General features: G+C 44.8%; 22 protein-coding genes. 16 read left to right on the top strand and 6 right to left on the bottom strand.

What is annotated here, in order from left to right:
* The first annotated feature begins 1 nt into the window (after position 1).
* From xseA to HYU97_06090, 3 genes are all read left to right on the top strand, one after another.
* Positions 2–1,225 carry an exodeoxyribonuclease VII large subunit gene (gene xseA, locus HYU97_06100; protein ID MBI2336315.1) on the top strand — a complete coding sequence of 408 codons (1,224 nt, stop codon included), beginning with the start codon at positions 2–4 and terminating at the stop codon, positions 1,223–1,225.
* Positions 1,226–1,614: 389 nt separating this feature from the next.
* On the top strand, positions 1,615–3,273 hold the full coding sequence (locus HYU97_06095) for a hypothetical protein (protein MBI2336314.1): 1,659 nt from the start codon (positions 1,615–1,617) through the stop codon (positions 3,271–3,273).
* Between the two features lie 684 nt (positions 3,274–3,957).
* On the top strand, positions 3,958–4,374 hold the full coding sequence (locus HYU97_06090) for a PaaI family thioesterase (GenBank protein MBI2336313.1): 417 nt from the start codon (positions 3,958–3,960) through the stop codon (positions 4,372–4,374).
* Here HYU97_06090 and nth read toward each other — a convergent pair.
* Positions 4,369–4,992: an endonuclease III gene (nth, locus tag HYU97_06085; protein ID MBI2336312.1), complete on the bottom strand. Its 624-nt coding sequence runs from the start codon at positions 4,990–4,992 to the stop codon at positions 4,369–4,371. The two genes, HYU97_06090 and nth, sit on opposite strands and share 6 nt — an antisense overlap.
* Positions 4,993–5,177: 185 nt before the next feature.
* Between nth and HYU97_06080 the strand changes: the two genes are divergently transcribed.
* The 3 genes from HYU97_06080 to HYU97_06070 all read left to right on the top strand — a co-directional run bounded on the left by HYU97_06080 (position 5,178) and on the right by HYU97_06070 (position 10,578).
* Positions 5,178–6,308: a hypothetical protein gene (locus HYU97_06080; GenBank protein ID MBI2336311.1), complete on the top strand. Its 1,131-nt coding sequence runs from the start codon at positions 5,178–5,180 to the stop codon at positions 6,306–6,308.
* Between the two features lie 133 nt (positions 6,309–6,441).
* Positions 6,442–7,824 (top strand): patatin-like phospholipase family protein, encoded by a 1,383-nt coding sequence (locus HYU97_06075; GenBank protein ID MBI2336310.1) that lies wholly within the window; start codon positions 6,442–6,444, stop codon positions 7,822–7,824.
* Between the two features lie 177 nt (positions 7,825–8,001).
* Complete coding sequence (locus HYU97_06070) at positions 8,002–10,578, top strand: hypothetical protein (protein ID MBI2336309.1); 2,577 nt, start codon at positions 8,002–8,004, stop codon at positions 10,576–10,578.
* Here the strand turns inward: HYU97_06070 and HYU97_06065 are convergent.
* Positions 10,556–11,401 (bottom strand): hypothetical protein, encoded by an 846-nt coding sequence (locus tag HYU97_06065; GenBank protein ID MBI2336308.1) that lies wholly within the window; start codon positions 11,399–11,401, stop codon positions 10,556–10,558. The two genes, HYU97_06070 and HYU97_06065, sit on opposite strands and share 23 nt — an antisense overlap.
* 113 nt (positions 11,402–11,514) lie before the next feature.
* Between HYU97_06065 and HYU97_06060 the strand changes: the two genes are divergently transcribed.
* The 6 genes from HYU97_06060 (at position 11,515) to HYU97_06035 (ending at position 15,258) form a co-directional block, all read left to right on the top strand.
* Positions 11,515–12,318 carry a hypothetical protein gene (locus tag HYU97_06060; protein MBI2336307.1) on the top strand — a complete coding sequence of 268 codons (804 nt, stop codon included), beginning with the start codon at positions 11,515–11,517 and terminating at the stop codon, positions 12,316–12,318.
* A gap of 86 nt (positions 12,319–12,404) precedes the next feature.
* On the top strand, positions 12,405–13,397 hold the full coding sequence (locus HYU97_06055) for a hypothetical protein (protein MBI2336306.1): 993 nt from the start codon (positions 12,405–12,407) through the stop codon (positions 13,395–13,397).
* 137 nt (positions 13,398–13,534) lie between these two features.
* Positions 13,535–13,753 carry an AtpZ/AtpI family protein gene (locus HYU97_06050; protein MBI2336305.1) on the top strand — a complete coding sequence of 73 codons (219 nt, stop codon included), beginning with the start codon at positions 13,535–13,537 and terminating at the stop codon, positions 13,751–13,753.
* Positions 13,746–14,099, top strand: a complete 354-nt coding sequence (locus tag HYU97_06045; GenBank protein ID MBI2336304.1) for a hypothetical protein — start codon at positions 13,746–13,748, stop codon at positions 14,097–14,099. Before HYU97_06050 ends, HYU97_06045 begins: the two co-directional genes overlap by 8 nt.
* Before the next feature lie 25 nt (positions 14,100–14,124).
* Positions 14,125–14,829 carry a F0F1 ATP synthase subunit A gene (atpB, locus tag HYU97_06040; GenBank protein MBI2336303.1) on the top strand — a complete coding sequence of 235 codons (705 nt, stop codon included), beginning with the start codon at positions 14,125–14,127 and terminating at the stop codon, positions 14,827–14,829.
* Positions 14,830–14,937: 108 nt separating this feature from the next.
* Complete coding sequence (locus tag HYU97_06035; GenBank protein ID MBI2336302.1) at positions 14,938–15,258, top strand: ATP synthase F0 subunit C; 321 nt, start codon at positions 14,938–14,940, stop codon at positions 15,256–15,258.
* Positions 15,259–15,307: 49 nt separating this feature from the next.
* On the opposite strand, the gene HYU97_06030 is transcribed toward HYU97_06035, so the two are convergent.
* Positions 15,308–15,676, bottom strand: coding sequence for a nucleotidyltransferase substrate binding protein (locus tag HYU97_06030; protein ID MBI2336301.1), 369 nt, complete (start codon positions 15,674–15,676; stop codon positions 15,308–15,310).
* On the bottom strand, positions 15,673–16,224 hold the full coding sequence (locus tag HYU97_06025; GenBank protein ID MBI2336300.1) for a nucleotidyltransferase domain-containing protein: 552 nt from the start codon (positions 16,222–16,224) through the stop codon (positions 15,673–15,675). Before HYU97_06025 ends, HYU97_06030 begins: the two co-directional genes overlap by 4 nt.
* Before the next feature lie 187 nt (positions 16,225–16,411).
* Between HYU97_06025 and HYU97_06020 the strand changes: the two genes are divergently transcribed.
* Together HYU97_06020 and HYU97_06015 are read left to right on the top strand one after the other, a co-directional pair.
* Positions 16,412–16,696, top strand: a complete 285-nt coding sequence (locus HYU97_06020) for a hypothetical protein (protein ID MBI2336299.1) — start codon at positions 16,412–16,414, stop codon at positions 16,694–16,696.
* Between the two features lie 4 nt (positions 16,697–16,700).
* Positions 16,701–17,126, top strand: a complete 426-nt coding sequence (locus HYU97_06015) for a type II toxin-antitoxin system VapC family toxin (protein ID MBI2336298.1) — start codon at positions 16,701–16,703, stop codon at positions 17,124–17,126.
* A gap of 9 nt (positions 17,127–17,135) precedes the next feature.
* On the opposite strand, the gene HYU97_06010 is transcribed toward HYU97_06015, so the two are convergent.
* Positions 17,136–18,980 (bottom strand): hypothetical protein, encoded by a 1,845-nt coding sequence (locus HYU97_06010; GenBank protein ID MBI2336297.1) that lies wholly within the window; start codon positions 18,978–18,980, stop codon positions 17,136–17,138.
* Positions 18,981–19,181: 201 nt separating this feature from the next.
* Positions 19,182–20,381 (bottom strand): AAA family ATPase, encoded by a 1,200-nt coding sequence (locus tag HYU97_06005; GenBank protein ID MBI2336296.1) that lies wholly within the window; start codon positions 20,379–20,381, stop codon positions 19,182–19,184.
* 221 nt (positions 20,382–20,602) lie between these two features.
* Here HYU97_06005 and HYU97_06000 point away from each other — a divergent pair, with 221 nt between their 5' ends.
* Both HYU97_06000 and mfd read left to right on the top strand, forming a co-directional pair.
* Positions 20,603–21,955, top strand: a complete 1,353-nt coding sequence (locus tag HYU97_06000; protein MBI2336295.1) for a hypothetical protein — start codon at positions 20,603–20,605, stop codon at positions 21,953–21,955.
* A gap of 72 nt (positions 21,956–22,027) precedes the next feature.
* Positions 22,028–25,498, top strand: coding sequence for a transcription-repair coupling factor (mfd, locus tag HYU97_05995; GenBank protein ID MBI2336294.1), 3,471 nt, complete (start codon positions 22,028–22,030; stop codon positions 25,496–25,498).
* Positions 25,499–25,626: the final 128 nt, after the last annotated feature.

Below are 25,626 nucleotides of genomic sequence, written 5' to 3'. Positions count from 1 at the left end.
CATGCAATTAGAACTTTCCGCTCTTCCGGAAGAGCGGCATATTTACACCGTCACCGAACTTACTGGCGAATTAAAAAAAATCTTAGAACGCAATTTTTCCCATGTGTGGGTGGCGGGCGAAATTAGTAATTTTCGTCCCCATTCCAGTGGGCATTATTATTTTTCCCTCAAAGATGAACGTGCGCATTTGCCAGTGGTCATGTTTCGGGGGGCCAATCGCCAGTTGAAATTTAAACTCGAAGATGGCTTGGCCATGTTGTGTTTGGGCCGCATTTCTCTTTATGAACCGCAGGGCAAATATCAATTGGTTGTAGAATCCATCGAGCCACAAGGCCTAGGTGCCTTGCAGCTAGCCTTTGAACAGTTAAAAACCAAATTGGCCGCGGCCGGGCTCTTTGCGGCAGAACGCAAGCGGCCTTTGCCTAAATTCCCCAAGCATGTTGGTGTGGTGACCAGCCCCACGGGTGCGGTTATTCGAGATATTATTAATGTTTTAAGCCGGCGTGACCCACGCCTGCATCTCTTTTTAGTGCCGGTGAATGTGCAGGGGGAAAAAGCGGCGCCTGAAATTGCAGCGGCGATTGACCTTATCAATGAACATGGCTTAGCCGAAGTGATGATTGTGGGGCGCGGGGGTGGGTCGCTGGAAGATCTGTGGGCGTTTAACACTGAAATCGTGGCTCAAGCCATTGCCCGTTCTAAAATTCCGGTGGTGAGCGCCGTGGGGCATGAGACCGATTTTACCATTGCCGATTTTGTGGCTGACCTGAGGGCCCCCACCCCCAGTGCTGCAGCGGAGCTCATTTCCCCCAACTTAGCCGAACTGCGTTTACAAGCAAAAGCCATCGAAAGCCGTTTGCAACGGGGGGTGGAGGCGTGGCTGCATTGGAACCGAGAAAAGGTGGCTCACCTGGTGCAACGGTTAAAACACCCGGCGCGGCGTTTAGAAGAATTAAACTTAAGGGTCGATGAATGGAGTGCTCGCTTGCATCGTGCCATTGAGCATTTTTTAAAAACCCACCAACAGCATCTCCGTAGCCTGTCGGAGCAAATTCACTTGGTTTCGCCTTTGGCGGTGTTGCAACGGGGCTATAGTTTGACCTATCGGTGGTTAGAAGATGGGTCAAAAGTCTTGGTTCGTGAGGCCACGGCCGTGCAACTGGGGGATGGGCTTCAAATATTGCTGGGGGAGGGGGAAATAAGTGCCATGGTGAAGTCATTGTGACTCTGTCATTGCGAGCGGTGTCATCCCCGCGAAGGCGGGGACCCATGATAGCGAGCGTGGCAATCTCACCGCTTAAACAGAAGAGATTGCTTCACCCTGCTGGGTTCGCAATGACAGAAGAGAGTCTTTTTTGCCCCACTTTTGTAAGATTCTACTAAAATAAAAACCTGTTTAAAATCATCGTGTTTGATAAGCCTAACCCAATAAAATGGGTTTTTTTTAACCCATGACCTTGCACAGTCTTCCTCCGTCATCAAAATTGACGATCCTATCTATTTGAAATTATTCAATAAAAAATAATTCATTAGGTCTTAACTTTGGGTATGAAGCTTGCAAACTAACTCACTGGGGCGTGGAGCTCGAAACCAAATAAGGGATAGGGGCTTTCTATGGTTGTGGGGTTTAGGAAGCGTTTTAGCTTCTGGTTCATTTTGGCAGTTTGTTCTTCCTGGTTTGGGCTTTCTTGTGGGAGCGGTTCGGGAGAGGTCGTCAATAACAATTTGGGGGGAGGCTTCTCTCTGGGTCAAGTCGTCGTGCTTAATCTGGGTAGTTCTAATCAAGCCACGGTTACGTTTGGGGCCCTGTCGGGGGGCGAGGTTTTTGTTTTTGGTTTGAGTAATGCCGATGTCAATGCCGGTAGCCTCTCCTGGACCTTAAGTGGCGCCACCAGCGCCGATACGTCTCTTGAACAAGACATGGCGTTTTCTCTGCATGAGGCCGATGCCACAGCTTCTACCCTTGAAGATGCCAATCCCGATTTAACCCCTAGCTTTCACGAAACCTTGCGCAATCGCGAAGAAATCATTGCCGCCGTGACCACAAGCCAAAATCAAGGGGATGCCTCTTTTGCCGTTGGGATTGACCCAACGGTTACCAACTGTGGTGCTGGGCCCTCGATCGATTCTAGCATTTCGATCAAAATTTTCACCAGCCTCAGCGGTTCCAGCACTGCAACCCGCAGTTTAACCGTGAAGAAGGTCACCAGTAATGCAGTATTTGCGGTTGATTCACTCGTGACCAGCTCCATCATCAGCGATGCTGAATTAGATGAATTATTTACCGCTTTTGACAATAAAATCGCCTCTGAAAAAAGTGTGTTTGGCGACTGGGACCATGCCAGCGAGTGTCGGTTTACCGTGGCCATGTCGCCTGTGGTCAATTGTTTGGGGGCCAGTGGGGGCGGCTTTGTCACCGGTTATTTTTATGGGGGCGACCAATATGATGATAGTCAAATTGCTGCCTCGAATGAGCGGTCGATCATTTATATTGCTTCACCCAATCCCAGCGGCGATCTTTATTGTAGTGGGATTTCGTTAAGTAAGAGTTTTTATCTCTCTAACATTGGCCCCATGGTCATGCCCCACGAGTTTCAGCATTTGATCAATTTTAACCAACGGGTCTTCTTTGACGGGCATTCTTCGGAAGCTAGCTGGCTGAATGAAGCCATGAGCCACTTTGCTGAAGATATGGATATGTCGGGGTCGAGCTATAGTTTTGCGAACGTCAGTGAAGAAAACCCCTCACGGGTGAGTTTGTATTTAGATTCTATCAATAGTGTGGCCTTCACCGGCGGCACGAGTTTGACGCAGCGGGGTGGGTCTTATCTCTTTTTACGATATTTGTATGAACAGGCCAACAACGGCAATATCAGTGGGGTGAGCACGGGTGATGCGGTGTTGAGCGGGCTGATCAACGGGGCCAACACCGGCACCGATAATATTGCCGATGTTACGGGGGAAGGTTTTCAAGATTTGTTAAGAGATTTTTGTTCAGCGGTTTATTTAGACGGGCTTGGCCTGTCGAGTGACAATAATTATGATTTTTCTGGGATCGATTTGCGCGGTAGCCAAAATGATAATCGGGGTACGGTGCTCAGTGGCCCGGCGGTGACGAGTTACTCAGGGTCTTCGACGTCAGGTAGTGTGAACTCACCCAGCTGTCTCTTCATTGAAATGACCGGGACTCAGGTTTCATCCGCTGGTAGCGAGGTGGCTATATCAGGGCCGAGTGGAGCCGCCGCATCGGGGGTAGTTATCAGGGCCAACTAGATTTAGAGCTCCTTATCCCAGGTCCAAAGCGTGGGGGATACCAAAGGGCACCCAGCCCATCCCCCACGTATTTTTTTCTTTCATTCACAATTAACACCACGTCTTTTCGAGGTAGGGAGAGGCCAATGGAGAGCCCGCGCCCGGTCGGCCTATGAGGGCCTCTGTCATTGCGAGCGGTGTCATCCCCGCGAAGGCGGGGACCCATGATAGCGAGCGTGGCAATCCCATCGCTTAGGCAGAAGAGATTGCTTCACCCGCTTAAGTTCGCAATGACAGAAACTATCATAGGCCGCCCTCCTGGTAAAAGGCTCTCCCTTGGCCTCTCCCTACCTCGAAAAGACTTCTTCTCAAATATTTGCAGAGATATAAAAAGTCTTCCTGAAGTGGCCTAAGGGGGTATGTTGAGAACCTGTAGCAGGAGTAAAGCTCCTTCGCAAAGCCTCAGGACAGGCTCCGGAGGTTCAAAAAATTATATTATTTTTTTGAATTAGAGGATGACGAAATTAGAGGATGACGAAGGAATACTCTAATTCAATTAAAAATAAATAATTTTTTGAGCCGAGCAGGCTTTACGGGTGCGGATTCTAGCTCAACCCCTTAGCCCTCTTCACTAAAACTTTTTAGGTGCAGTGATATTTAAAATAAATTTGCCGTTATTGGGGGCTTGGGTTAATTTGGCCTTCTATGGTGAAAAATTATCGACAGTTGGTCGCGGCGGTATTCTCCCATCCAGATAATTTTGGCGAGTTGGTAGGTTATGAAATTGTTGAGGCCAAGGAAAACTTTGCCAAGACTTCCCTTAAAATCGAGTCAAAGCATATCAGCCCTGCGGGGATGGTTCATGGTGGGGTTATTTCTACCTTTGTTGATTTTTCTATGGGGGCTTGTTTGTTTAGCGGGCTAAAGGCAGGGGAGCGTTGCTCAACGATCGAATTTAAAATTAATTATATCTCAACCGTCAAATTAAACGAAATTATCTATTGCGATGCGAAGGTTAAATACCGTGGTAAATCCCATGCCGTTACCGAAGCCCATGTTTATCGGCATAAGGGGAAAGATATTGCCATGGCCATGGGTACCTACAATATTTACAAATTATAGCGTTTGATAATACTGGCATTCAGCGGTTAGGGGGCAAGTTTCGCATTTGGGGCGGCGTGCGCTGCAATGGTAACGACCGTGAAAAATAAGCAAATGATGGGCCTTGCCCCAATCTTGCTTGGCAAACACCTTCATGAGTTGCTGTTCAATTTGGTCGGGGGTCTTGCCCTTGGCCAACCCTAGGCGTTGAGAGACTCGAAAGACATGAGTGTCTACCGCGATAGCGGCAATCCCGTAGGCATTGTAAAGTACAACATTGGCAGTTTTTCGCCCCACACTTGGTAATTGAATTAATTCTTCTTGGGTGCGTGGTACCTCCCCCCCAAATTTTTCTAAAAGGATCTGACTGGTTTTTAAGATATTTTTGGCCTTGGTACGGTAAAACCCGCAAGATTTGATCATTTCCATTAAGCGGTTTTCCCTCAATTCTAACATGGCCTTAGGGGTGGGGGCGGTTTTAAATAGCCCAGGAGTTACCATGTTGACCCGTTTATCTGTGCATTGGGCCGATAAAATGGTGGCAACTAACAATTGATAGGGGCTTTGATGGTACAATTCACAATGGGAGCTAGGGTACATAGCCTCTAATTTTTTGAGTATTTTCGTGGTGAGTTTCATGGCCTGATTAAGATCATATTGCGAGTCATAAAATAGTTATATAAGTAGTGCTGTAGTATTTTTTAGCAAGTTAAAAGTTCCTCTTTCCTTCCAGGCAGGGTGCTGCGGCTCAAAAACGCAGCACCCTTTTTTCTTACCAAAAAAACACCTTGCAGCGAAATCTAAAATCCATCACAACTTCTCTTATGAAGAGATCCCTTTTTAATATAGGTGTCATTGCGAGCGCAAGCGAAGCAATCTTCCTTTTATTTTTCTTATTTCTCCCTCCTCAATTAGCAAGGGCCGAAATTTATATCCCCCAAGGGGCCACCCCTGAAATCATCCAAGACGCCATTACCGGGCGCGATTTAGTTTTAAATCGAAAATACGCCGAGGCCGAGGCTTATTTTCACAACCTAGAAAACAAATATCCAAAGTCGCCGTTGGGGCTTTTTGGGCAAATGGCGATTTTGCAATCCAAGATGTTTGAAAATTTTGATTTTCGCTTAGACACCAGTTTAAAACCCATCACCGAAAAAATTAAAAGCATCAACGATGTCATTTTAAAAGATCCTAATGCTAGCGCATGGGACCTTTATCTCACTGGGGCTTCTAGCGGGGTAATGGCATTTTATTACATCCGGGCCGACCAACTCTTCAAGGCCTTAAGCCTAGCTGGCGATACTAAGCAGGCCTTACAAATGAGCGTGCAAAAAGATCCTAACTTTTTTGATCCGTGGTTTGGGTTGGGGATGTATGAATTTTGGCGCAGTGTTTATACGCAAAAGTTCAAGTTTTTGCCCTTTTTTAAAGACCAGCGCCAAGAAGGGATTCGCAAAATGAATTTGGCCATTGAAAAAGGTGGCGTGGGCAAACCCCTAGCTATGGCAGGCATCATTTTCGTGTATTGGGAATATCATAATTACGCCAAAGGCTTGAGCATCGCCCAAACCTTAGAGCAATCGTATCCTGGTAGTGCGGTGGCGCAAATTTTAAAAGGAAATATGTTGACTGGGTTAGCCAAATTTCAAGAAGCCTTGCAAGTGTTCACTGCGATGGAAACAAAATATCCTGATATTTATTTGACGCGTTACTTTATTGGCTATTGCCAGCTCAAACTCAAACGGTCACAAGAAGCGAGAAAATCTTTAGAAATGTTTTTGCAACACAAACCTGCCCCGGCCTGGGAGGCCTATGCCCTCTACAACCTAGGGCATCTTGATTTAAGTGAAGGCAAAACCAAAGCGGCCTTTGAAAAATTTAAACAGGGCTCACGAGTTTATCCTGATTTTAAAGGTAACTTGCAACAGGTGCAAAAAATGCGCGCCAAAAAATAAAACTTCTGTCATTGCGACCCCACGTCATCCCGGACGAGCTTGCCCCGGACTTGATCCGGGGATCCGGGATCCACGATGGCTAAGCAATCTCTTTTGTTGACAATTGGTTAAATGATGCATTACCTTCACTCCGATGGGAATTACCATCGTTCAAAAAAGTGATATCTCCCGTAAGAAACTGCATGCCAAGACAGCTTTGGTGTTGGCAGGTGGTGCTGTTTCGGGTGGTGCTTTCAAAGTGGGTGGCCTCAAGGCCCTCAACGATTTTTTACTCAATCGTAAAGTTACAGATTTTGATATTTATGTGGGCATATCCGCAGGGGCCTTTTTAGCCGCGCCGCTGGCCGGTGGGGTTCATCCCGAAGAAATTTTAAAAAGTCTCGATGGCAACTCTGAGCGGTTTTCTCAATTATCACCCTTTGAGCTTTATTACCCCAATTACAAAGAATTTTATGAACGGCCGTTGCGTTATTTTTACGAACGTCTCACCTACTTTCCTAATTTAGCCGTCGAATTTTTCAGCGCCTTGCCTCAACTAACGCCGCGTTTAAAAGAAGGTATTCTTGGTTATCTTAAGTCGCCCAGTTATTCTAATTATGAAAAGATGGTGCGGCCCTTGATTCGATCGATTTATAGCTCTCGCCCCCTGCCCTCGTTTATTTCGGCTTTGCCTACGGGCATATTTGACAACAGCCCGCTCGAGCAATACCTGCGCGAAAACATGCGGCGTAACCAAATGAGCAATCGCTTTAAAGTGCTCAAACGCATGCGGGGTAAAGATCTTTACATCAGTGCTATGGAACTCGATACGGCGCAGAATGTGGTGTTTGGTTGGGATGAAAAAAATGACGTAACCATCAGCGAGGCGGTGCGTGCCTCAACGGCCATGCCAGGCTTTTATAAACCAGCGCGCATCAAAGGGGTGGATTATATTGATGGGGGTGTGCGTAAAACCGCTAACATCGATGTTGCCATTGCCAAGGGCGCCGAGCTGGTTATTTGCTACAATCCTTTTCGCCCCATCCGTAACAAGGTTGACGTTGAATATTTGCGGGAAGAGATGCGTTATGTCACCCGTGATCGTCGGATCAGCGATAGTGGTGCGATTGGGATTTTTAATCAGGTGTTTCGCTGCCTCTATCATTCTCGTTTGCAGTATGTGATCGAGCGTTATCAACAAGATCCTAATTTCAAAGGCGATATTATTCTCATCGAACCCGAAGAAGACGATAGCTACTTTTTTGAAATGAACCCCTTTGCTTTTTGGACCCGTGCCAAGGCCGCCAAATTGGGCTTTGAGTCAGTTTATGCTTCGATTAGCAGCCAGTTTGAACACATTCGCAGCATTTTGAGTTCTTATGGGATAGAAATGACCCGCGAAATGGTAGAAAACGACGAAGCCAAAATGCGCCAGGCCAGCAACGACGATAATGTCATTATGGATATTCTCGAATCCAATACAGAGAAAAATCGTCGTTTAAAACTCGTTTCAGGCGGAACCCGCAAGGCCACCTAAAGGTAGGGGCTGCCGCCCCCAGCAATGGGGTAAAAAGTCTACAATAAAAGCATTTTACTCAGCCTCTATTATTAAAATCAAATAAATTCAAAGAGTTATAATTAATAGTAAGATTTAAACCGGCATGGTATTTGCACAACGTCTTAAGAGGAAACTATTGTCTGGGGGGACAACTGCATGGGTATTTTTACCTGGTTGGGCCGAGCGGCCGATGCTTACGAAAATTTCATCAACGATAATATGGAATCTGGGGGCGCCTTTGCATATTGGGAAGAAAAGGGCAGTTTAAGGGCAGGCATAGGAGAAGCCTTTGACGAAGTCGATGATGTAGCAAAAGAAGTTATGCCCGACATGCCCGAATGGATGCAGGTCACTTACCGTGGGACTTTTGCCGCCACTCGACTTTTTTGCCAAGGCTTTGTAGGTGGTACGGCCGATTTTGGTTGGGATGCAGCCGGTGTGGTGGCCACAAGCATTGATCATGCGGTCTCGGGAGAAGTTGACCAAGCGGTTGAATCGTTAGTTACCGGGGCTGGGGGTTTGGCAGGTGATTTGGTTGTGGGTGTAGGGGACTCTGTCGTTTATGTGGCCGACAATACGTACGACATGGTTACTAATGGCTTTGAAGGTAAAACCTTAGACGAGAGTGTGGACCAAGTCGTCGATACCCTTGGGACAGCACTCATGATCTTTTTTACGGTAAAAGGAGTTAAAGGGTCATTGCCAAAGGGTGGAGGGCCAAAATTTCAGGTAGAACCTGCAGTGGTGGCCGTGGGGGATGGAGTTGCCGTTGGGGTGCCGAGCATAAGGACTACCTTTCCAACACCGGAGCCTGGGCTTGTGGCCATGGCCTCGAGCAAAGAGCCACCTGATGATTTTAACCCCAATGACCATTTTTCAAATCCTGAAACTGAAGTCATTCGGCCAGATCAATTGTTTGATCGGCCACCTAGAACGTCTTACCGACCTCGTGGTCCCAAGGCCAGCGAATACGAACCAGCACCCGTTGCAAAACCAACGCGTGTTAAAGGCCCTACAAGAGTACCAGAGCCATCCCCTCCTGCTGAGCAAGGGCCACTTTATTGTGATGGACCTGAAAATGGAGGTATGTGGAAGGTAAGCGATTTTCCACCGAAAGCGCGAGCACTCTGGGAAAAAAACAGGGCAGCTAGCGAAGCCAAGCCATCTAAAGCCTCTCAACCTCCACCTAAGCCTGAGCCAGAACATCCTTATGATGATCCTTTGCAGCATTGTCAGGACATCAGTCGAGAAGAAGTGGCAGCATTCCAAAAGATGATGGCTGAGCGTCAACCTCCAAAACCACCCAAGGCCCTCCAGCGCAAACCCAAACCCGCGCCAGCCGATACCCCTGGAGAGATGACAGAGCTGTTTGGTGCCGAGCGGGCCAGAGAAATTAGGGCCAAATATGATAAAAAAAGTCGTCCCAAGCGTATTGCCATAGCCACAGTTGGAGCTACGGTGGCGGCAGGTGCAGTAGCAGCCTATTTTATTTGGGGGCCCGGCCGAAAACCCAATCTCGTAAATCCCTTCAATCTGCATGAAGATACTTTACGAGGCATCGATGAATATATCGAAAATTTAGAAAAAAGTTTAAGGACGCTCAAAACTAATTCCAAACATGAATTCACTAACAAATTGGTTACCGATGGTAAAAAAGTGGAACAGGCTCGTTTGTATGCCGAATTTATTAAGCTAAGGGATAAGGCCGAACAAAAAGGCAAATCCATTAAGGCAAGTGATTTAGTCGACCTACTCAACAACAATGGGATCAGTGATTTAAAGGTGCGCCTTGGTTTTCTCAAGTTGGCGCGCAATTATTTTGTTCGAGTCGAAGAAATTAAAAAGACCCTTCGCGGAATTTGCGAAGAGGTCGATGGCAAGTGTGTGGTTAGGTCCGACAAATTAATGGAATATATTGAGGATCATTTTGGTTTTACCCCTAGCGGTAGGGTTGAAGTGATCATTCACGATGTTAATATTGCCATCATTTTTCATGACCAAGATGATTATGTCAAAGCAGTTTCGCCCAAACATTCCTTGTGGAGTACAGATCGTGCAAAATGGACAGAACACGATCAAAAACAATATGAACTTCTGCGTCAATTTGCTCTTAGAACGGCAGGCATGTCGTTTGGAAAGGGTATGACCATTATTCGTAATTTTGGTGAAGCAGAAAACGAAAAAATCGATGCCCATGAAAAAGGCCACGAAGACGATTCCATCCATCCGTCCTTTGAAGATTATAGAAGCCCTTGGGCTATGCTGGAAGATAGGGCGGAGGATCCAAATCAAGAAAAAGGAAAGATCCGTGGTTTTTTAGCCTTAGTTTTCTTCAGGAATGGCATTCGTTCCATGCATACGGAGTACATTCAATATTTAAGGGAACACCAGCGTTTGATTAACAACAATCCCCTGGAATTGGGTAGCCCCCTTTATGATCCCAGGGAAAATTTGGGATTAGACGCCTATTTTGCGTTGCAGTATGCTGATAATCCTGAATTATTGGCCTATGCCCAAGCCCAACTCAGAGAGATGCATCGGCAATTTTACACTCACGTGAATCAAGCCTATGAGGTTCTAAAGCGAATCGCCAACCATTTTGAAAGCAATCCCGAAGCGGACAACGAAAACAAACCTTATTTATTAGCCTACATGGCCATTCAAGGCACTCAAAGCTGGGATTTAGAACTCATGGAGGAAATTGCTTTGGCTAGCGTTGAGTCATCAGATTGAAAAATGGCTGAGCAAGGCTTGCCAATTTTCCCCAAGGCCCCGGGATAAACGGGGCTACTTTTGACGCAATCTTTAACGCAGCTTTGGTTACGGGGAGCCATACCTTTTTCACGAGGGCTCCAATGCCCTTCTTTAAAAAACCACCGATCTTTTTAAAGGCGCCCTTGAGTTTGCTCCAAAAGCCCCCCTTGTACATTGAACCAGTGGTGTTGGCTTGTTGATTGAACTGATTTTGAGCCGTGGCCGTGGTGGCTTTGAGTTGATTCAGTTGATTTTGTAGGCTTAAGGCTTGCCCAGAATTTACACCATAGGTGCGTTGGGCTTGTTCTATACTTTGGGTTAAAGCACGTTCTTTTTCTGAAGAATAATTTTGTAATTCACGACTTGCCGCTTGATAATGGGCCTGAAAACGTTTGGTAAACAAGTTTTTCATTTCTTTTTTCGAAAGCCCATATTCTTTGCGCAAGGCCTCAATGGCCTGTTTCTTTTCATCGGGGCTCAGGCGAAAATTTTCCATGATTTGCAACATGGCTTCGTTGATCTTTTTAAAATCAATGGGTGCTTGCCCCTTGCTTTGCCGCTTACTATTTATTTTGGTTAATTCTTGTTGAGTTTTTTCATCAAGCTGGGCCAATTTTTGACGCAAATCGGTTTTGATGGACGCAATCTTTGACGCGGCATCATTTCCAACCTTAGGTGGGGAATATTGATCTAACTTAGGCGAAGGTAGGGGGAGAAGGATATTACGAGGAGGAGGCAGAACAATTTTAGGTTTTGGTAAAAATTGGCAAACAGTTTGAATAACTGAGGCTGAAATAGACATAAAAGCTCCTTTTTTTAATGACATCTGCGTCATCCCGGGCTTGTGACCCGGGATCCATGATAGTCAAGCAATTGCCAAACTCGTGCCAAGGTGAGGCGGGCTAAAAGATCCCCTTGAATTCACTTGAGTTTGCCAAAAACACCGGGGTAGGTGAGGGGGTAAAGGTGTTTGAAAAAGAGACTATGCAGTATCAAAACGATCCCTTCACCCTGATTGTTGTGGCCATGCCCCATGAGGCCAAGGCTGTGCTTGCTTGGCTTAAAGTAGAGGAGAAAATAAAATTGACCCAAGGCCTGCTTTATCGTGGGCTTATTTTTAAAAAACCAGTTTTACTTTTAAAAACCGGCATTGGAAGGGGTGTGGCTTGCTTACCAAGCCTTTTGCAACAATGGCCTATCCAAAGCGCTTTGCTGACCGGTTATTGTGGGGCTTTGAGCCCACATATTAAAGGAGGCGAGGCCATCCTAGCTCAAACTATTTTGCCAAGCCTCACGACTTCTTGGGCTTCCCTTGATTTGAAAGTAGAAAAGGCACTCAAAATCGCCGCGCTTCAATATCATAAAGCCCCGCTTTTGACCGTAGCGGCCCCTCTGGTAACGCTGCAACAGAAACAGGCGGCTTTTATGAACACCCATGCCTTTGGGGTAGACATGGAAAGCCTGGTTTGGGCCCCACCTCTAATTAAAGCGGGCATTCCCTTTTCAGCCGTACGGTTTGTTTATGATGAACAGGCTCAGAGTTTAGAAAACGTTACAGAATGGATGGGGGCTGATGGCAGGCCGCGGCCTTTAAAAATTTTAAAAACTTTAAGTGAGCAACCTACGTTTTTGTTTAAATTGCCCCATTTAAAAGCCCTGGCCCAGCAAGCTCAAGCAAGTTTACGCCAATGGATAGGGGCCTATTTTAAAGTTGAGTAATTTTTTGCAATGTGTTCAGTTCAGATGCGATTTTTAATCAAACGTCATCCCGGGCTAAGACCCGGGATCCATAGGGAGTTATTTATATGAAAAGATTTTCTCAAGTTTTTAAAGTTTCTTTGTTGCTCATCGTTGCATTAACTTTTGTGCAATGCGGGAAGGGCTGTGGTAAAAAACCCGAGGGGGTTGGTCAAGCGGCCAAAGGGATCAGTTACATTTCCAAAGATGCCAATTTTGTTCTTTCTGGCAATTGGAAAAAAATCTTAACCTCACCTTTTGGGGCGCAAATCATCACTCAAATGCCCGAACAAGTCAAACAGGTCAGCGACAAGGTCGAGAGCTTTTATGTGTTTTTGAATTTTAAAGGCTCAGGCGTTGAACCCAAACCAGCCGTGTTGTTGACCGGCAGTTTTGAAGAGGCCGCCATTTTAAATTCCATCCGTGATATGGCTCAAAAGAGCGGTGGGGAAGTGACCTCGCAAGAACATGGCGGTAAAAAGATTTACACCAACAGCAAAAAACCCAACGAGGGTTTTGCCATCCTTGACGCCAATAATATTGTGATTGGAGACACAGGTTCGGTTCAGGCCACCATCGACACGGCGGCCAAAAAAGCAGAATCCATTGAGGCCAATGGTGACATGATGAATTTAATTAAGGGCATGAATAAAGAGAAAATGGTTTGGGGAGTTAGCAAAATCCCAGCCGGGGCGATCCCTGAAGACCCATCCGGTGGCGCCAACAACCCCCTTGCCGATTTAAACAAGGTTTCGGCCATTGATTTTGCCTTAGATTTTACGGCCGATAAATTTCTCTTAGATGTGGGTGCTTTAACGGCCAATGAAGACTCAGCAAAAAAGATTGTTGGGAGCATCAATACTTTTATCACCATGATAGGTGCAGCCATGGCCCAACAAGATCCCAACATGGATAAACTCCTTAAGGGCCTTACCATAGGTTCCACCAAAGACCGCATCACGCTTTCACTCAATGTCGACAAGGCAACGGTTGAAGCCTTAAGTCAAAAGGCGATTCCTCCTAAGGGGAATGAGGAGCCACCCCCTGTGCCGGTGCAATAAATACCTTGGGGGGACCCCTAAAAAGGGCCCATCTGCTGCGTTGCCCACAAAGACGCGATCCTCACGTATTTCCATATACGCTCCGGTCGCGTCTTTGCGGGCGCCTTGCATCTGGGCCCTTTTTAGAGGTCCCCTTGATAGAAAAGAGATCTAATGATCGCTGGTCGCAACTAGGGCTTTATTCTGGGCTAGGGGTGCAACTAGCCGTATTAGTGGGTGGCGGCCTGTGGTTAGGTGATTATTTAGACCGGCAATTTTCAACCCAACCTTGGTTAGCGTTGACCGGCTTAGTTCTGGGAGCGGTTGCAAGTTTCTATCAATTGATAAAAATCGTTAAAAATAAAAACCATGAGTGAACAATCTACGGCCAAGTTTTCATTAATCATAACCCAATTGGTGGTTGCCCTGATATTGGTGGTGGCTAGTTGGGTTTTTGGCAGTTCATCGTTGGGAGTTGCAACGTTATTGGCTTCATTATTAATGACGCTTAATTTGGTAGGTTGGACATGGCTAGTTAGAAAAATCGCAGGCATTGCAGAAATTCCCCGTTTTAAATTAGCCGCCGTTTTTTTGTTAAAATTAAGCTTGTTATTTGGTGGATTTTGGGTATTGGCAAGCCTACTCAAGATGGATATCTTGGGGCTAATCCTAGGGGCTAGTACTTTGCCCCTAAGTTTTTTAGCCCAGGCGTTTAAGTTTTAGTTTTTTAGTTGTTGAGGAGTGCTGCATGATCGTCGCTGCCGAACATTTTACTTGGATCGGTTATTTTTTACCGGCCTTGAATCCCAAATATTACTACGTGTATTCAGCGCTTTTGTCGGGGGTCTTGCTGGTTTCGATAGGGTTTTATGTTAAAAGAGAATTGTTTCAATTAGAAGCGGCTGTTACCCCTAGCCCCAAGGTTAATTTATTAAACATTCTCGAAGTGGGGGTGGAGAGTCTTTATGGTTTGTTTGAAGGCATTTTAGGCCACGATGCCAAAAAGCACATGCCACTTTTGGGTGGGATCTTCTTTTATATTTTTGTGAATAACATCTTAGGATTGATTCCAGGGGTTCATGCGGCGACCGATCACATGAATACCAACTTAGGCATCGCGATCATCATCTTTTTTTATTACAATTTTTATGGTTTTAAAGCCCATGGGATTGGCTACTTAAAGCACTTTTTGGGGCCCATTTGGGTGATGGCACCTTTGATTGGGGCGATCGAGATTATTGGGCACTGTGTTCGCCCCATCACCTTGTCGGTCCGGCTTTTAAGCAACATGACAGCCGATCACATGGTGTTAAGTCTTTTTTCTGACATGGTACCATGGGTGGTACCTGTGATTTTCATGGCCTTTGGCATCTTTGTGTCTTTTGTGCAGGCGTTTGTGTTTACCCTGCTATCGTCGGTGTACGTTGGGTTGGCAACTTCCCACGAACATTGATGGTATTCCCCGTCATCCCGGACTTGATCCGGGATCCATGATGGGATTTGTCTAGTCACTTTTTGAAGGTGGCATGAGGTTCATGAAATTATAATCAAGGAGCAAAAAATGCGAAAAGTACTCTATGCAATCTATGCATCATTATTATCTTTCTTCGTGCCAGCTTTGGCCATGGCTGAAGAAGCTGCTGCCCCAGCCGGCGGTCACAATCAATTAGTAGGCTTAGCCGTGGGTTTATGTATGGGCATCGCTGTGTTAGGTGGAGCGCTTGGTCAAGGCCGAGCTGCTGCTGCAGCCCTCGAAGGCATTGGCCGCAACCCCGGCGCTGCCGGTAAAATCCAAGGCCCCATGATCATCGGTTTGGCACTCATGGAATCATTGGTGCTGTTTGCGATGTTAATCGCCTACCTGCTTTACAGCAAGGTGTAGTTATTTCGAAAAATCTTATTTGCAAAAAGGCCCTCTACGGAGGGCTTTTTTATTTTGGTTGGGGAAGTTTTTTGACTTCAGTCACAAAGTCTTGGATGGTTTTTAAATAATCTTCGTCGGCAATTCCTAAATAATCATGGACGGCAAGATTGCGGTCTTCTAAAAAATCGAGCCATTTTTCAACATTATCAATGAGGCCTAATCGCCCACCGATTTTAATTGCTTCCCTGGGGCTATAGGCTTCGAGCCCTTCCTCGGTTGATCTTTGTTTTAAGTATTTCCACGCATATTCTAAGCAAGTTTCAAAAGTTTTCGAAATGCCAGCAAAGTAAAAGGGATCTTTTTGCGCAAGCTTCAAGAAAGTTAATGCATGTTCGAGGGCTTTGATCGATTCGGGCAATTTTTTCTGTTCGGTCATGTTAAAACCTTTTTTTGCAAAGCTAACCAGTCTTGTAAATGACCGGTTAGGAATTTCCAGGTTTTAGAAATTTCTTTTAAGAAAAGATAATCTGCTTGGTTTAAATTTACGAGTTCAACAAAATAGGGGAAATTTTCGGTAAGTTCAATGCAAGCCTTTCGGATTTGTCGAAAAAGAGCATGAGAAATTTCCTTACTTGCAAAAACGCCGATATCCCAATCGGAGTAGGCGTGGGGCTTCGCTTTGCTTCGCGAACCAAACAGACAAAAAGAAACTTCGGGGAATTGTCGATGCAAGGCATCGATGATGGGTGCAATAGGTTCAAGTCTTAAATGAGCAGAAGCGGTTTTCTTTTTGATACAGTCGCCCGGTACAAGATCGAGGGCATCAAAAATTTCGGTCAATTTTGTAGGTATGACCGGATGCTCGGTCAAATAATAATGGATGGTATTGCGGTGTATGCCTAAAGCATCGGCCAACCCTTGAATAGATTTATAAGGGCTTTTTCTCAAGGCCTGGATAAAGATCGATTGATCAAGCACAAACATTCTGTAATTTTATACAATATTATTATATAAATCAATAAAATTATTGTACCTTCGTCATGTTTGTTTAGTACCTTCGTCATGTTTGTTGTTAAACTGACATTTTCATTTAGCTACCACACATGCGGGATCTTGTATTGACTTATAATGTTCACTCATTATAGATTATGTGTACACATTAGGAGAATTTATGGTTCAGGTTGGTATGCGAGAATTAAAAGAAAATATAGGGGCCTTCGTTTTAAAATTGAAACAAGGCGAATCAATCATCCTAAAATATCGGGGCAAACCATTGGGGGTCGTTCGTAGCCTTTATAAAAAGGGCAAAATGGCTCATGCTACAGAGCTTGCTTTCAAAAAACTTGAACAGCAAAATCTTATCAGCAGTGGAAGCGGCAGAATAGACTCGGGCATGCAACCTGTCAAAGCAATCGGGAAAAGCGTGTCTCTCTTAGTCATCGAATCAAGAGAATAAGTTCGTGATTTATTATTTTGATACTTCGGCTCTTCTTAAAAAGTATTTTTTAGAAGAAGGTACCCCTCAAGTCATGGGTCTTTTTGCTGAGAGGGGGCCCATTGTCTGTACTTGTTTTATTACCTCAGTTGAAGGTTATCATGGGATTTATCGAAAAAAGAAAGAAGGTAGTCTTTCAAATGCTATTATTCAAAAAGTGATCAAGCAATTCCAGAAAGATCTAAGGGGATTTAAAATTGTGAATAGCAGTGAAAAAATTATTAGCTTGGCTCAAAAAATCATTCAGAAGACAACTTTAAAAACCCTTGATTCTCTTCACGTAGCTAGTGCTTTGCTTATTAAACGTATGGTGAAATCCACAGTTACTTTTGTTTCTTATGATGTTCAACAGAAGGATGTAGCCGATAAGTTTGGGCTAAAGATTTTTTAGAGGGGGTCTTTAAAGAAAGTAGGATATAATCATCGCTAAAGTAACGAACCCTAAAAGATAGGCTAAGAAAATTAATATCCGGGGCTTGCCGGGGAAGCGGCGTTTGATATTAATTAATTCATAAATATTAGCGATGAAACCATGGCGGCCTTGATTTAAAATCATCGGGTCTTCTTGGCCAAGAAATAGTGGAGGGGCTTTGGCGGAATCTTTATTTTTAAAAATGTGCTGTTCAATGCGGGCTTGTAAATAAGGGTCGGTAGATTTTTTGGGGTCAAATTGTATTTTTGCTTCGGCCCCCGAGGCGATGGCAAATTCCGAAAGTTCCACGTGGGACATTTTAATAAAGGCAATTTCGTCGCCAAACATTTTTTGCAAAGTTTCTTTCGAGAGGGTTTTGCCAGGTTGAAGTTCTTTGAGCATGGCTTCAATCGTTTCTGTGGTGAGCGGGATTTGGGTAAATTTTTCTTCGCGGGCTTTGGTGCCTTTTAAAAATTTTAAATCACCTACTAAAAAATCTTGGCCCGTTTCTTTTTTAAACGAACCGCGAAATAATAACGAAATGATTTTATCAAGCGTGTTTTTGGCATTTTTTTCTTGATTGCCTGCGTTCATCAATTTTTGAAAAAAGGTATTCCAATCTTCTTTGGTTAAAAATTCGGGGTCGGCACCTTCAAGCATTTTGGCCACTTGCCGTTCTTTTTCTAAAACTTCATAGAGCATGAGGGTGAATTTAGTTTCAAAATCGAGGGCCTGTTCGGGCATAGAAAGTTCTTTGGCTAGCGCTTCAGTTTGTTCGCCTTCCAGGTGGGCAAGGGCTTCTTCCTCACTGCTTGCCAACTTAGAGCCCAAGTTTTTTTTAGCTAAGGCCTTTTGCAAAGCAGCTTTGGCCTCGGGGCTTAATTCTTTTTCACTGGCATCGGGCGAAGGAATTTCTTCTAGCGAACCATCTTTTAAAATTCGAAAGGCGCGCAATTGAGAACCATCTTTAACAAAGACCAAAGGGCTGCGAATTACGACGGCAATTTTAGTTTTATGAGTAGAATCTTTAAAAGTCGGGTTGCCTTCTCCCTCGACCTTTTGTGCCAATTGCATGAGTCGGGCAGGTTCAAGGGAGCGTAAAATTTGTCGGGGTTGAAAGAGCATGCGGGGACGAAAATCTTCTTTGACCGTAAAGCGCGTGTTAGTAGCGCCCCGGGGGAAATGAGTTGCGGCGGAGAAATGGTTTTTGATGAGGGGTTGGGTTGTCTTGGGTAAATAACGTAATACCAGAGTTTCAGGATTTTTAATAACGGGTGTTTTTGGGGCAACTGATTTTGGTGTAACGGAAGGAGGTAAAAATTGTTGTAGCTTGGCCACGTTTTCTGGATTACGCAAGGGGGGAGGGGTGTGTTTGCTACTGAGTGGGGTCCACCCGCCGGCTGCGGTTTTGCCTAAAAATTTATCTTGCGCGGCTTTACTTTGTTCAGTGGTTTGTTTTCTTGCCTTTTCCATAGGATTGTCTTTGGACAAGAAAACCGTTTTTTGTACGGCCTCGCGTTGGGTTTTGACGCTCTCTTGAGTTTCATGTTTGGCCAGCAGATGTTCCATTTGCGCTTGATTTTCAGCCGACTTATTTTCAAGCTGTTCTGCCGTATGGCGATCATCAGCCAAACTTTTTTCCAGCGTTTCATTTTCGTGAGGTTGGCCTTGGTTGCGAAGCGCTTGTTGTTTTTGCTGCTCTTGTAGTCGTTTAGCGGCCTCGATCTCTTGCCCCTTGGTCTTGCCCTTAACGGTTTCAAAGACCGTCGTGGTATTATCTTTTTTTTCAACCGGGCGTTCAGCAGGCGGATTATGCGAGATAGGAGCGACCATAGTTAACTCTTTAATGTTTTCGATGGGTTAGCTAATGCAAGTTGCGTCTTAAGGCTATTTTACGGAATTTGGAGTTTTAAATCTATGAAATTACAAGGTTGTGATTGTAAAATTCATTCATGCGGATGTTCTGAAAGGATTGTTCGAGGGAAAACTAGCCGCGTTTATGCAATGAACGGAAAATTGCGTTGACCAGTGACATTAATTACTATTATTTTTCCTCGTGGGTTTGGGCATTGTGCGTTTCATGAAATCTGCAAAAAGAGGTACCGTAAAATCGGTGTCCCCATGTGCTATGCTATAAATCATCCCTTTTTTAATAAGTGAACTACGGACCGGCGCGCCTGATTGTACCTTGATTCCTAAAACGGCAGTAATATCACCTGATCGATAGGGGGCAGGTCCCAATTCTGCCATAGCTCGGAGATAATTTTTTTCACTCGAAGTAACACGATCAAAACGCACTCGAAAAAAATTCTCGTCCAGTTTTTTTATAATTTGGGGAGTAGCCTCTATAATATCCTTGAGAAGGATGGGTGAGCTTTGCGCAAAATTCCATGTTTCATAACCCCATTCTTGGAGAAAATATGGATAACCCCGCGTTGTTTGTAAAATGTTGTCAATAGCTTCTTGATCAAATTCTACGCCTTCTTTTTGGACGGGAACACAAATGGCATCCTTGGCGTCCTTAGTATTAAGAGAACCTATTTTAGGATAATTAAATAAACGTTCTGCGTAGGATTTGGCTTTTCCTGCCAATCCGACTAATTGAGGAAGGCCTGCTCCTATTAAGACGAGTGGAAGTTGCTTTTGAGCGACTGAGTGAATAGCCATAATCAAAGCGCCAAATTCTTCTTCACTAATATATTGAAGCTCATCGATAATAAGGGCTATTGCGGTTTTTCTTTCTGCAGCTGCTTCTGTAATGGCAATCAATAGGGATGTAAGATCGGCTTGAAGATCCCCGCTGTCGGCCGTGCCCACTTCGGGTTCAATGTCCAAACTTATATTGAATTCATCATTTCCCACCTTAATCGTACTAAGGAAACTTTTGAGTACACGCATTGCCCGTTTTACATATTGATTTAACTTTTCCATTCGATCCAGTTTGAATAATATTTGTCTTAAAGGTGGGATCAGCAATTGAGAAAGCCTTTTATTTTCTGGTGTCTCTATGAAGCATGCTTCGTAATTAAGGGCATGAGCTTGATCGTAAATGGTTCTTAGTAGTACCGTTTTGCCAACACCCCGCAACCCTACTAATAATAGGCTCTTTTCTGAGCGGCCATTTTTGATACGGGCCAAAGTGATTTTAGCTTGATCTAGAATAGATTGGCGGCCCACCAAAGCCGGCGGTGGCGTTCCAGCTCCAGGACTAAAAGGATTTTTAAGAGGGTCCATATATATTGAAGTTATCAAAGTATAATAAAGTTATCAACGGATAAGATAACTTTGTTATACTTTAACGCCGCCCAAACTTAGAAAAGATAAGACAAATTGTTTCTAAAATAATCATTAAAATCAAAAATTTTGATCAAAATTTATACTTTTAATCAATTATCTAACAACTGACGATGAAAAGTGACGATACCACAAGGTAATCGGGGGTGTTGGAGGAAATTATGTCTCAAGTAAATGTTCGAGTTGAGGATAGAGGAACACAGGGAATCATTGATTCACAGGACAGAATTGTCGTTTCTAGAAGCTGTGAGACTCCCACAAATTGTTCAGACCCCATTGAAATTTATCTTTCTCCTCCAGCTGATCCTGAAAAACAAGCGCGATGGAAATCCAAAAATTTAGCTTTGTTGGGCCTCGAAGACCCCAGCGGTTTAAGTGGCCTACGGGTGGCGACATTTGAATCCTATGAAGAGGCTTATCAAGAATTAAAGGCTATGGGCACCGCTGTGACTCGTGATCCTACCCAATTTGCCCAGCGAGTTCAGGCTTTTATTAAAAACGGCAGAAGATTAGCTGAATCGGGGGAGGCCATCGCCCAAAAGGCAGTGAATAATCTTGAGTTGACCAATCTTCAAGATTTTACGGACCGCGTAGAAATTGCTCACAAATTTTTAGAGTTGGAAAAACAGTGGGGTATTCACGCCGAAACATTTCCTTCCCTTGGGGTACTTTTTGAAGAGCTGAAGCTTCTTGCCGGCGAAGATTCGGTATTACTTTCCCAAGTTGAGCAACTTAAAACAGAGGACCAAACTTTACGTCAACTAGCGAAACAAAATCGTTTTCAAGCTTTATCAGAAAGATTGGCTAAAGCATCCGAAACGGCCCTTCACGTCTTGCGATTAAGGCAGATTGCTGAAATTGAAAAGTTCATTGAGCAAGCGCCTACTCATCCAACGCTTCCTGATCGTCTATTTCGCTTGGCAGAACTTTATCGTGCAGAAGCCGAGTATCAACGAGCCCTTGCCATCTCTCTGGGGGCTAGAGAGGAAGCCTTAGTCACAAGTTCAGGGTTGGATCCTACTATTCCCCTTCATCAAACTTATCAAAAGGCGATCAATACTTATCAGAGCATTTTGCAGGATCACCCATCCTATAGTCGAATGGATGAAGTTATGTATCGATGGGGAGAGATGCTTTTGGACTTGGGGAAAAACAAATGGGGTGCCACTTATATGCTTCGTCTTACCAAAGAATACCCTAAATCAAAATGGGTAACAGCGGCATATCTTTATGTTGCTAATTATTACCGAGATGCTGATTTAATTTTTGCGGCGCGAAGCAATTACCTTAAAGCCTTTGAGGATCGACATTCTTCTTTTAGCGATCGAATCAAATATGATTTAATTCTCTATATTTTAAATCCCAACTGTCGTGAGCTGATGGCCCAAGGAGAATGGATCATGTCTGCATCCGATGACAATTTCAAAGAAATTTCTTTCTCCCTTCACAACAATAGAGTGGGTTGGGAATCAGTTCTAGAAGTATTAAGATCGGTCAACCCCGAAAAGATTTAAGATTTTGATAAAATTGCAGTTCCATCTTTTGCGTTGATTAAAAGAACGGGCTAGTTCTATAGAAAGTCACTTATGAACTGGTCTGGACTCGTTGGCTCAAGCATTCCCTTTGCCATGGCTGAGCATTTTAGGCGTGAACAAAAACCGCTGCTGGTTTTAGCGCGCACGGGGGTTGTGGCTGACAATCTTAAAATGGATCTTGAATTTTTTCTGGGCAGCGATGCGCCGGTACTTTCTTTTCCTAGTTATGATGTCTTGCCTTATTATGGTTTAAATCCCAATCCCCTGCTCCTGGCCGGTCGCATCAAAATCCTTTTTCATCTTTTACACACCCGAGATCCCTTTATTTTAATTGTTCCGGTGGCGGCCTTGATGCGACTTTTGCCGCCGGTTGGTTGGTTGAAAGATTCAAAGTTTACGCTTGCGGTAGGCGCATCCATTGCGCGAGACGAACTAACTCTTCAGCTTTTGCAATTGGGTTATTATGAGACTTCGTTGGTAGAAGATGTGGGGAGTTTTTCAAAGCGAGGTGGGGTTATGGATATTTTCCCTCCTCACCTTGAATGGCCGGTGCGGGTAGAATTTTTTGGCGATGTGATTGAGAGCATCCGTTATTTTAATCCTGAAAATCAACGTTCGCAAACCGAGCTTTCGGAATTTCAACTGATCCCGGCCCGTGAGGTTTTATTAAAACCCGAAAATGTTGAACGAGCCTTAAAAAAATTTCGCACCTTGGCCGATGAAGCCGATATTCCTAAACCGAAGCGGGCCGTATTTGTAGATCCCCTGAAAGAAGGCGGGAGCTTAGCTAACCTCGAAGCCTACTTGCCGCTTTTTTACGAAAAGCTAAATTCTTTGCTAGATTACTTGCCTGCAAGGACAACCCTAATTCACCTTGAACCCACCGAGCTAAAGCAGCATTGGCAAGAATTAAAAGAAAATATTGAACATGCAGCGAGTCGCAGTGAAACTTTGGAAAAACTAATTTTACCAACTCAGCTCTATTGGCACGAAACAGATTTTCAACAGCGCATGTCATTGCGACCCCGGCTTCCGAGCCGGGGGAAGCAATCTCTATTTGAAGATATTTGTATTGAAAGTTTAAACACCAGCTCTGAAATTTCGGAAGATGCCGTTCAAACCCATGATGATCTCAAAGTGCTGCTCAAAGGGCATCCCATCGATGAGCATTTTCTGGATCCTCTGAAAGCAAAGATTCAGCAATGGCAAACCCAAGGATATTTTTTAAATTTTACGGCAAGTGGCCAAAGCCAGGGTTTACGCTTAGAAGATTTATTAGAACGCTTGGGGTTTGAAGTGTCCCGCCAACAGAAGAGTTTTCTTGATTGGCAGGCTGGTGTAAAATCCCCTCAAAAAATCAATTTATTTGAAGCCGTCGTTTCGACCGGGTTTGTGTGGCCAGCCAAAAAAATTGTTTTAGTGACCGATGAAGAAATCTTTGGTCGCAAAGCCAAACGGGTTTCTGCCAAATTCAAAAAAGAACAAATTTTAAATACCTTTGATGAACTAACTCCCGGGCAATATGTCATTCATGCTGATCACGGGGTGGGTATTTATAAAGGTTTGGTTCAGCTTAAACTCGAAGGCATTGGCAACGACTATCTGCTTTTAGAATATTTGGGGGGCGACAAACTTTATTTGCCCGTGTATCGGCTCAACCTGTTGCATCGCTATTTATCGGGCGAGTCCCAAATCCCGGTGCTAGACAAACTGGGTGGGTTCAATTGGCAAAAGACCCTTGCTAAGGCAAAAAATTCTATCAAGGCCATAGCCGGCGAACTGTTGCGGCTTTATGCCGAACGCGCCACTCTGCCGGGCCATGCTTATCCCTTGGGGGGCGTGTTGATGGAAGAATTTGAATCTGAGTTTCCCTTTACCGAAACCCCCGATCAGGGGCGCGCCATTCGTGAGGTAGCGGAAGATTTGCAAAAATCTTACCCCATGGATCGTTTGCTTTGTGGCGATGTAGGTTTTGGCAAAACCGAAGTTGCGATGCGCGCCGCTTATCAAGTGATTTTAAACAGCAAGCAAGTTGCCGTGATCGTTCCTACTACTGTTTTGGCGCATCAACATTTTCAAAGTTTTAGACAGCGCTTTAAAGATACGGGTGTGCAGATTGGCATGTTGTCTCGATTCATTGACCCACACGAGCAAAAAGCAGTTTTACAAAAATTGTCTGATCAAAAAATCGATCTTATCATTGGAACGCATCGTTTGTTATCACCCGATGTCAATTTTAAAGATTTAGGTTTAGTGGTGGTCGATGAAGAACATCGCTTTGGGGTTTTGCAAAAAGAAAAATTAAAAAAATTAACCAAACAAGTCGATGTGTTGGCCATGACCGCAACCCCCATTCCGCGCACGCTTAACATGGCCCTTTCGGGGATTCGCGATTTGAGCATCATTAGCACTCCTCCCGAGGACCGCCTCAGTATTCGCACTTACGTGTGCCCTTATAACGAAGCCTTGATTCGTGAAGTTATTTTAAGAGAGATTGCGCGTGGGGGTCAGGTGTATTTTGTGCATAACCGCGTGCAATCGATTGCAGGTGTCTATGAACAGCTTAAAAAAATTATCCCTGAGGCAAAAATTGCGGTGGCGCATGGGCAAATGGATGAGGGTGATTTAGAAGAAATGATGGTGAAGTTTGTCAATCATGAAGTCAATGTGTTGTTATGCACAACCATCATTGAATCAGGTTTAGATGTTCCTACCGCCAACACCCTCATCATCGATCGGGCAGACCAAATGGGGCTGGCGCAATTGTACCAGTTGCGGGGGCGGGTGGGGCGTTCGAATGTGCGTGCCTATGCCTATTTGTTAACCCCTGTTCAAGGCCAGGGGCAGGCCCCTGATCAACGCAGCCTTACCCGCGATGCGAGGGCGCGGTTAACCGTGATTGCGCGCTATGTAGAATTGGGTTCGGGTTTTAAAATAGCCGCTCACGACATGGAAATTCGCGGGATTGGAAATTTGTTGGGCGAAGATCAATCAGGAAATTTAGCAGCCATTGGTTATGAAATGTACAGTCATCTTTTAGAAGAGGCGATTGGCGAATTGAAGGGAGAAGAGGCTGCGCTTGCACCAGAACCCGAATTAAAATTGCGCTTGGATGCAACTATTCCAGCAGAATATGTGAGCGAGACCACCTTGCGTTTAACGTTGTATCGCCGTTTGGCCATGGCCAATCAACCCGAAGAAATTGAAGGCATTTTACAAGAGATGCGCGATCGCTTTGGCACGCCACCCACCTCCCTTGCAGCTTTGGCCAAAACCATGGTCTTAAAAGTGTTGGCCAAAAAGGCCTGGCTTCGTTTGTTGCGGCAAGAAAAAACACGTTTTGTGATGGCCTTTGACCCACGTACTCCTATTAATACCAAGAGTTTACATGCCCGTTGTGATAAAGAACCGGGGCGTTTTAAATGGATTTCGCCGCATGAGCTTGCTATGGGTTTTAAAGAGGGAAAAGAGGAGATGGCGTTTGAAAGCCTGCAGAAATTTCTATTGTCAATATCTGCATAAAGAGGTGGTGACTACGTCTTTTCATTGGCTGGCGCCTCTCGCGGCGACCTTCATGGAGCCAGTGGGCATGGAAGCCTTCCGCGTTCCCGCCTACGGCGGGCCGCGGCTTTCCATGCCCACTGACTCGC

This window comes from Deltaproteobacteria bacterium, from assembly GCA_016183235.1.
Taxonomy (GTDB): domain Bacteria; phylum UBA10199; class UBA10199; order DSSB01; family JACPFA01; genus JACPFA01.
Note: the sequence above shows the minus strand (reverse complement) of the source record. Positions and strands in the feature narration are given on the sequence as shown.

Excerpts from the sequence above, each read along its gene's own strand:
- xseA (MBI2336315.1), top strand. The coding sequence starts at position 2 with ATGCAATTAGAACTTTCCGCTCTTCCGGAAGAGCGGCATATTTACACC.
- HYU97_06095 (MBI2336314.1), top strand. The coding sequence starts at position 1,615 with ATGGTTGTGGGGTTTAGGAAGCGTTTTAGCTTCTGGTTCATTTTGGCA.
- HYU97_06090 (MBI2336313.1), top strand. The coding sequence starts at position 3,958 with ATGGTGAAAAATTATCGACAGTTGGTCGCGGCGGTATTCTCCCATCCA.
- nth (MBI2336312.1), bottom strand. The coding sequence starts at position 4,992 with ATGAAACTCACCACGAAAATACTCAAAAAATTAGAGGCTATGTACCCT.
- HYU97_06080 (MBI2336311.1), top strand. The coding sequence starts at position 5,178 with ATGAAGAGATCCCTTTTTAATATAGGTGTCATTGCGAGCGCAAGCGAA.
- HYU97_06075 (MBI2336310.1), top strand. The coding sequence starts at position 6,442 with ATGGGAATTACCATCGTTCAAAAAAGTGATATCTCCCGTAAGAAACTG.
- HYU97_06070 (MBI2336309.1), top strand. The coding sequence starts at position 8,002 with ATGGGTATTTTTACCTGGTTGGGCCGAGCGGCCGATGCTTACGAAAAT.
- HYU97_06065 (MBI2336308.1), bottom strand. The coding sequence starts at position 11,401 with ATGTCTATTTCAGCCTCAGTTATTCAAACTGTTTGCCAATTTTTACCA.
- HYU97_06055 (MBI2336306.1), top strand. The coding sequence starts at position 12,405 with ATGAAAAGATTTTCTCAAGTTTTTAAAGTTTCTTTGTTGCTCATCGTT.
- HYU97_06045 (MBI2336304.1), top strand. The coding sequence starts at position 13,746 with ATGAGTGAACAATCTACGGCCAAGTTTTCATTAATCATAACCCAATTG.
- atpB (MBI2336303.1), top strand. The coding sequence starts at position 14,125 with ATGATCGTCGCTGCCGAACATTTTACTTGGATCGGTTATTTTTTACCG.
- HYU97_06035 (MBI2336302.1), top strand. The coding sequence starts at position 14,938 with ATGCGAAAAGTACTCTATGCAATCTATGCATCATTATTATCTTTCTTC.
- HYU97_06030 (MBI2336301.1), bottom strand. The coding sequence starts at position 15,676 with ATGACCGAACAGAAAAAATTGCCCGAATCGATCAAAGCCCTCGAACAT.
- HYU97_06025 (MBI2336300.1), bottom strand. The coding sequence starts at position 16,224 with ATGTTTGTGCTTGATCAATCGATCTTTATCCAGGCCTTGAGAAAAAGC.
- HYU97_06020 (MBI2336299.1), top strand. The coding sequence starts at position 16,412 with ATGGTTCAGGTTGGTATGCGAGAATTAAAAGAAAATATAGGGGCCTTC.
- HYU97_06010 (MBI2336297.1), bottom strand. The coding sequence starts at position 18,980 with ATGGTCGCTCCTATCTCGCATAATCCGCCTGCTGAACGCCCGGTTGAA.
- HYU97_06005 (MBI2336296.1), bottom strand. The coding sequence starts at position 20,381 with ATGGACCCTCTTAAAAATCCTTTTAGTCCTGGAGCTGGAACGCCACCG.
- HYU97_06000 (MBI2336295.1), top strand. The coding sequence starts at position 20,603 with ATGTCTCAAGTAAATGTTCGAGTTGAGGATAGAGGAACACAGGGAATC.
- mfd (MBI2336294.1), top strand. The coding sequence starts at position 22,028 with ATGAACTGGTCTGGACTCGTTGGCTCAAGCATTCCCTTTGCCATGGCT.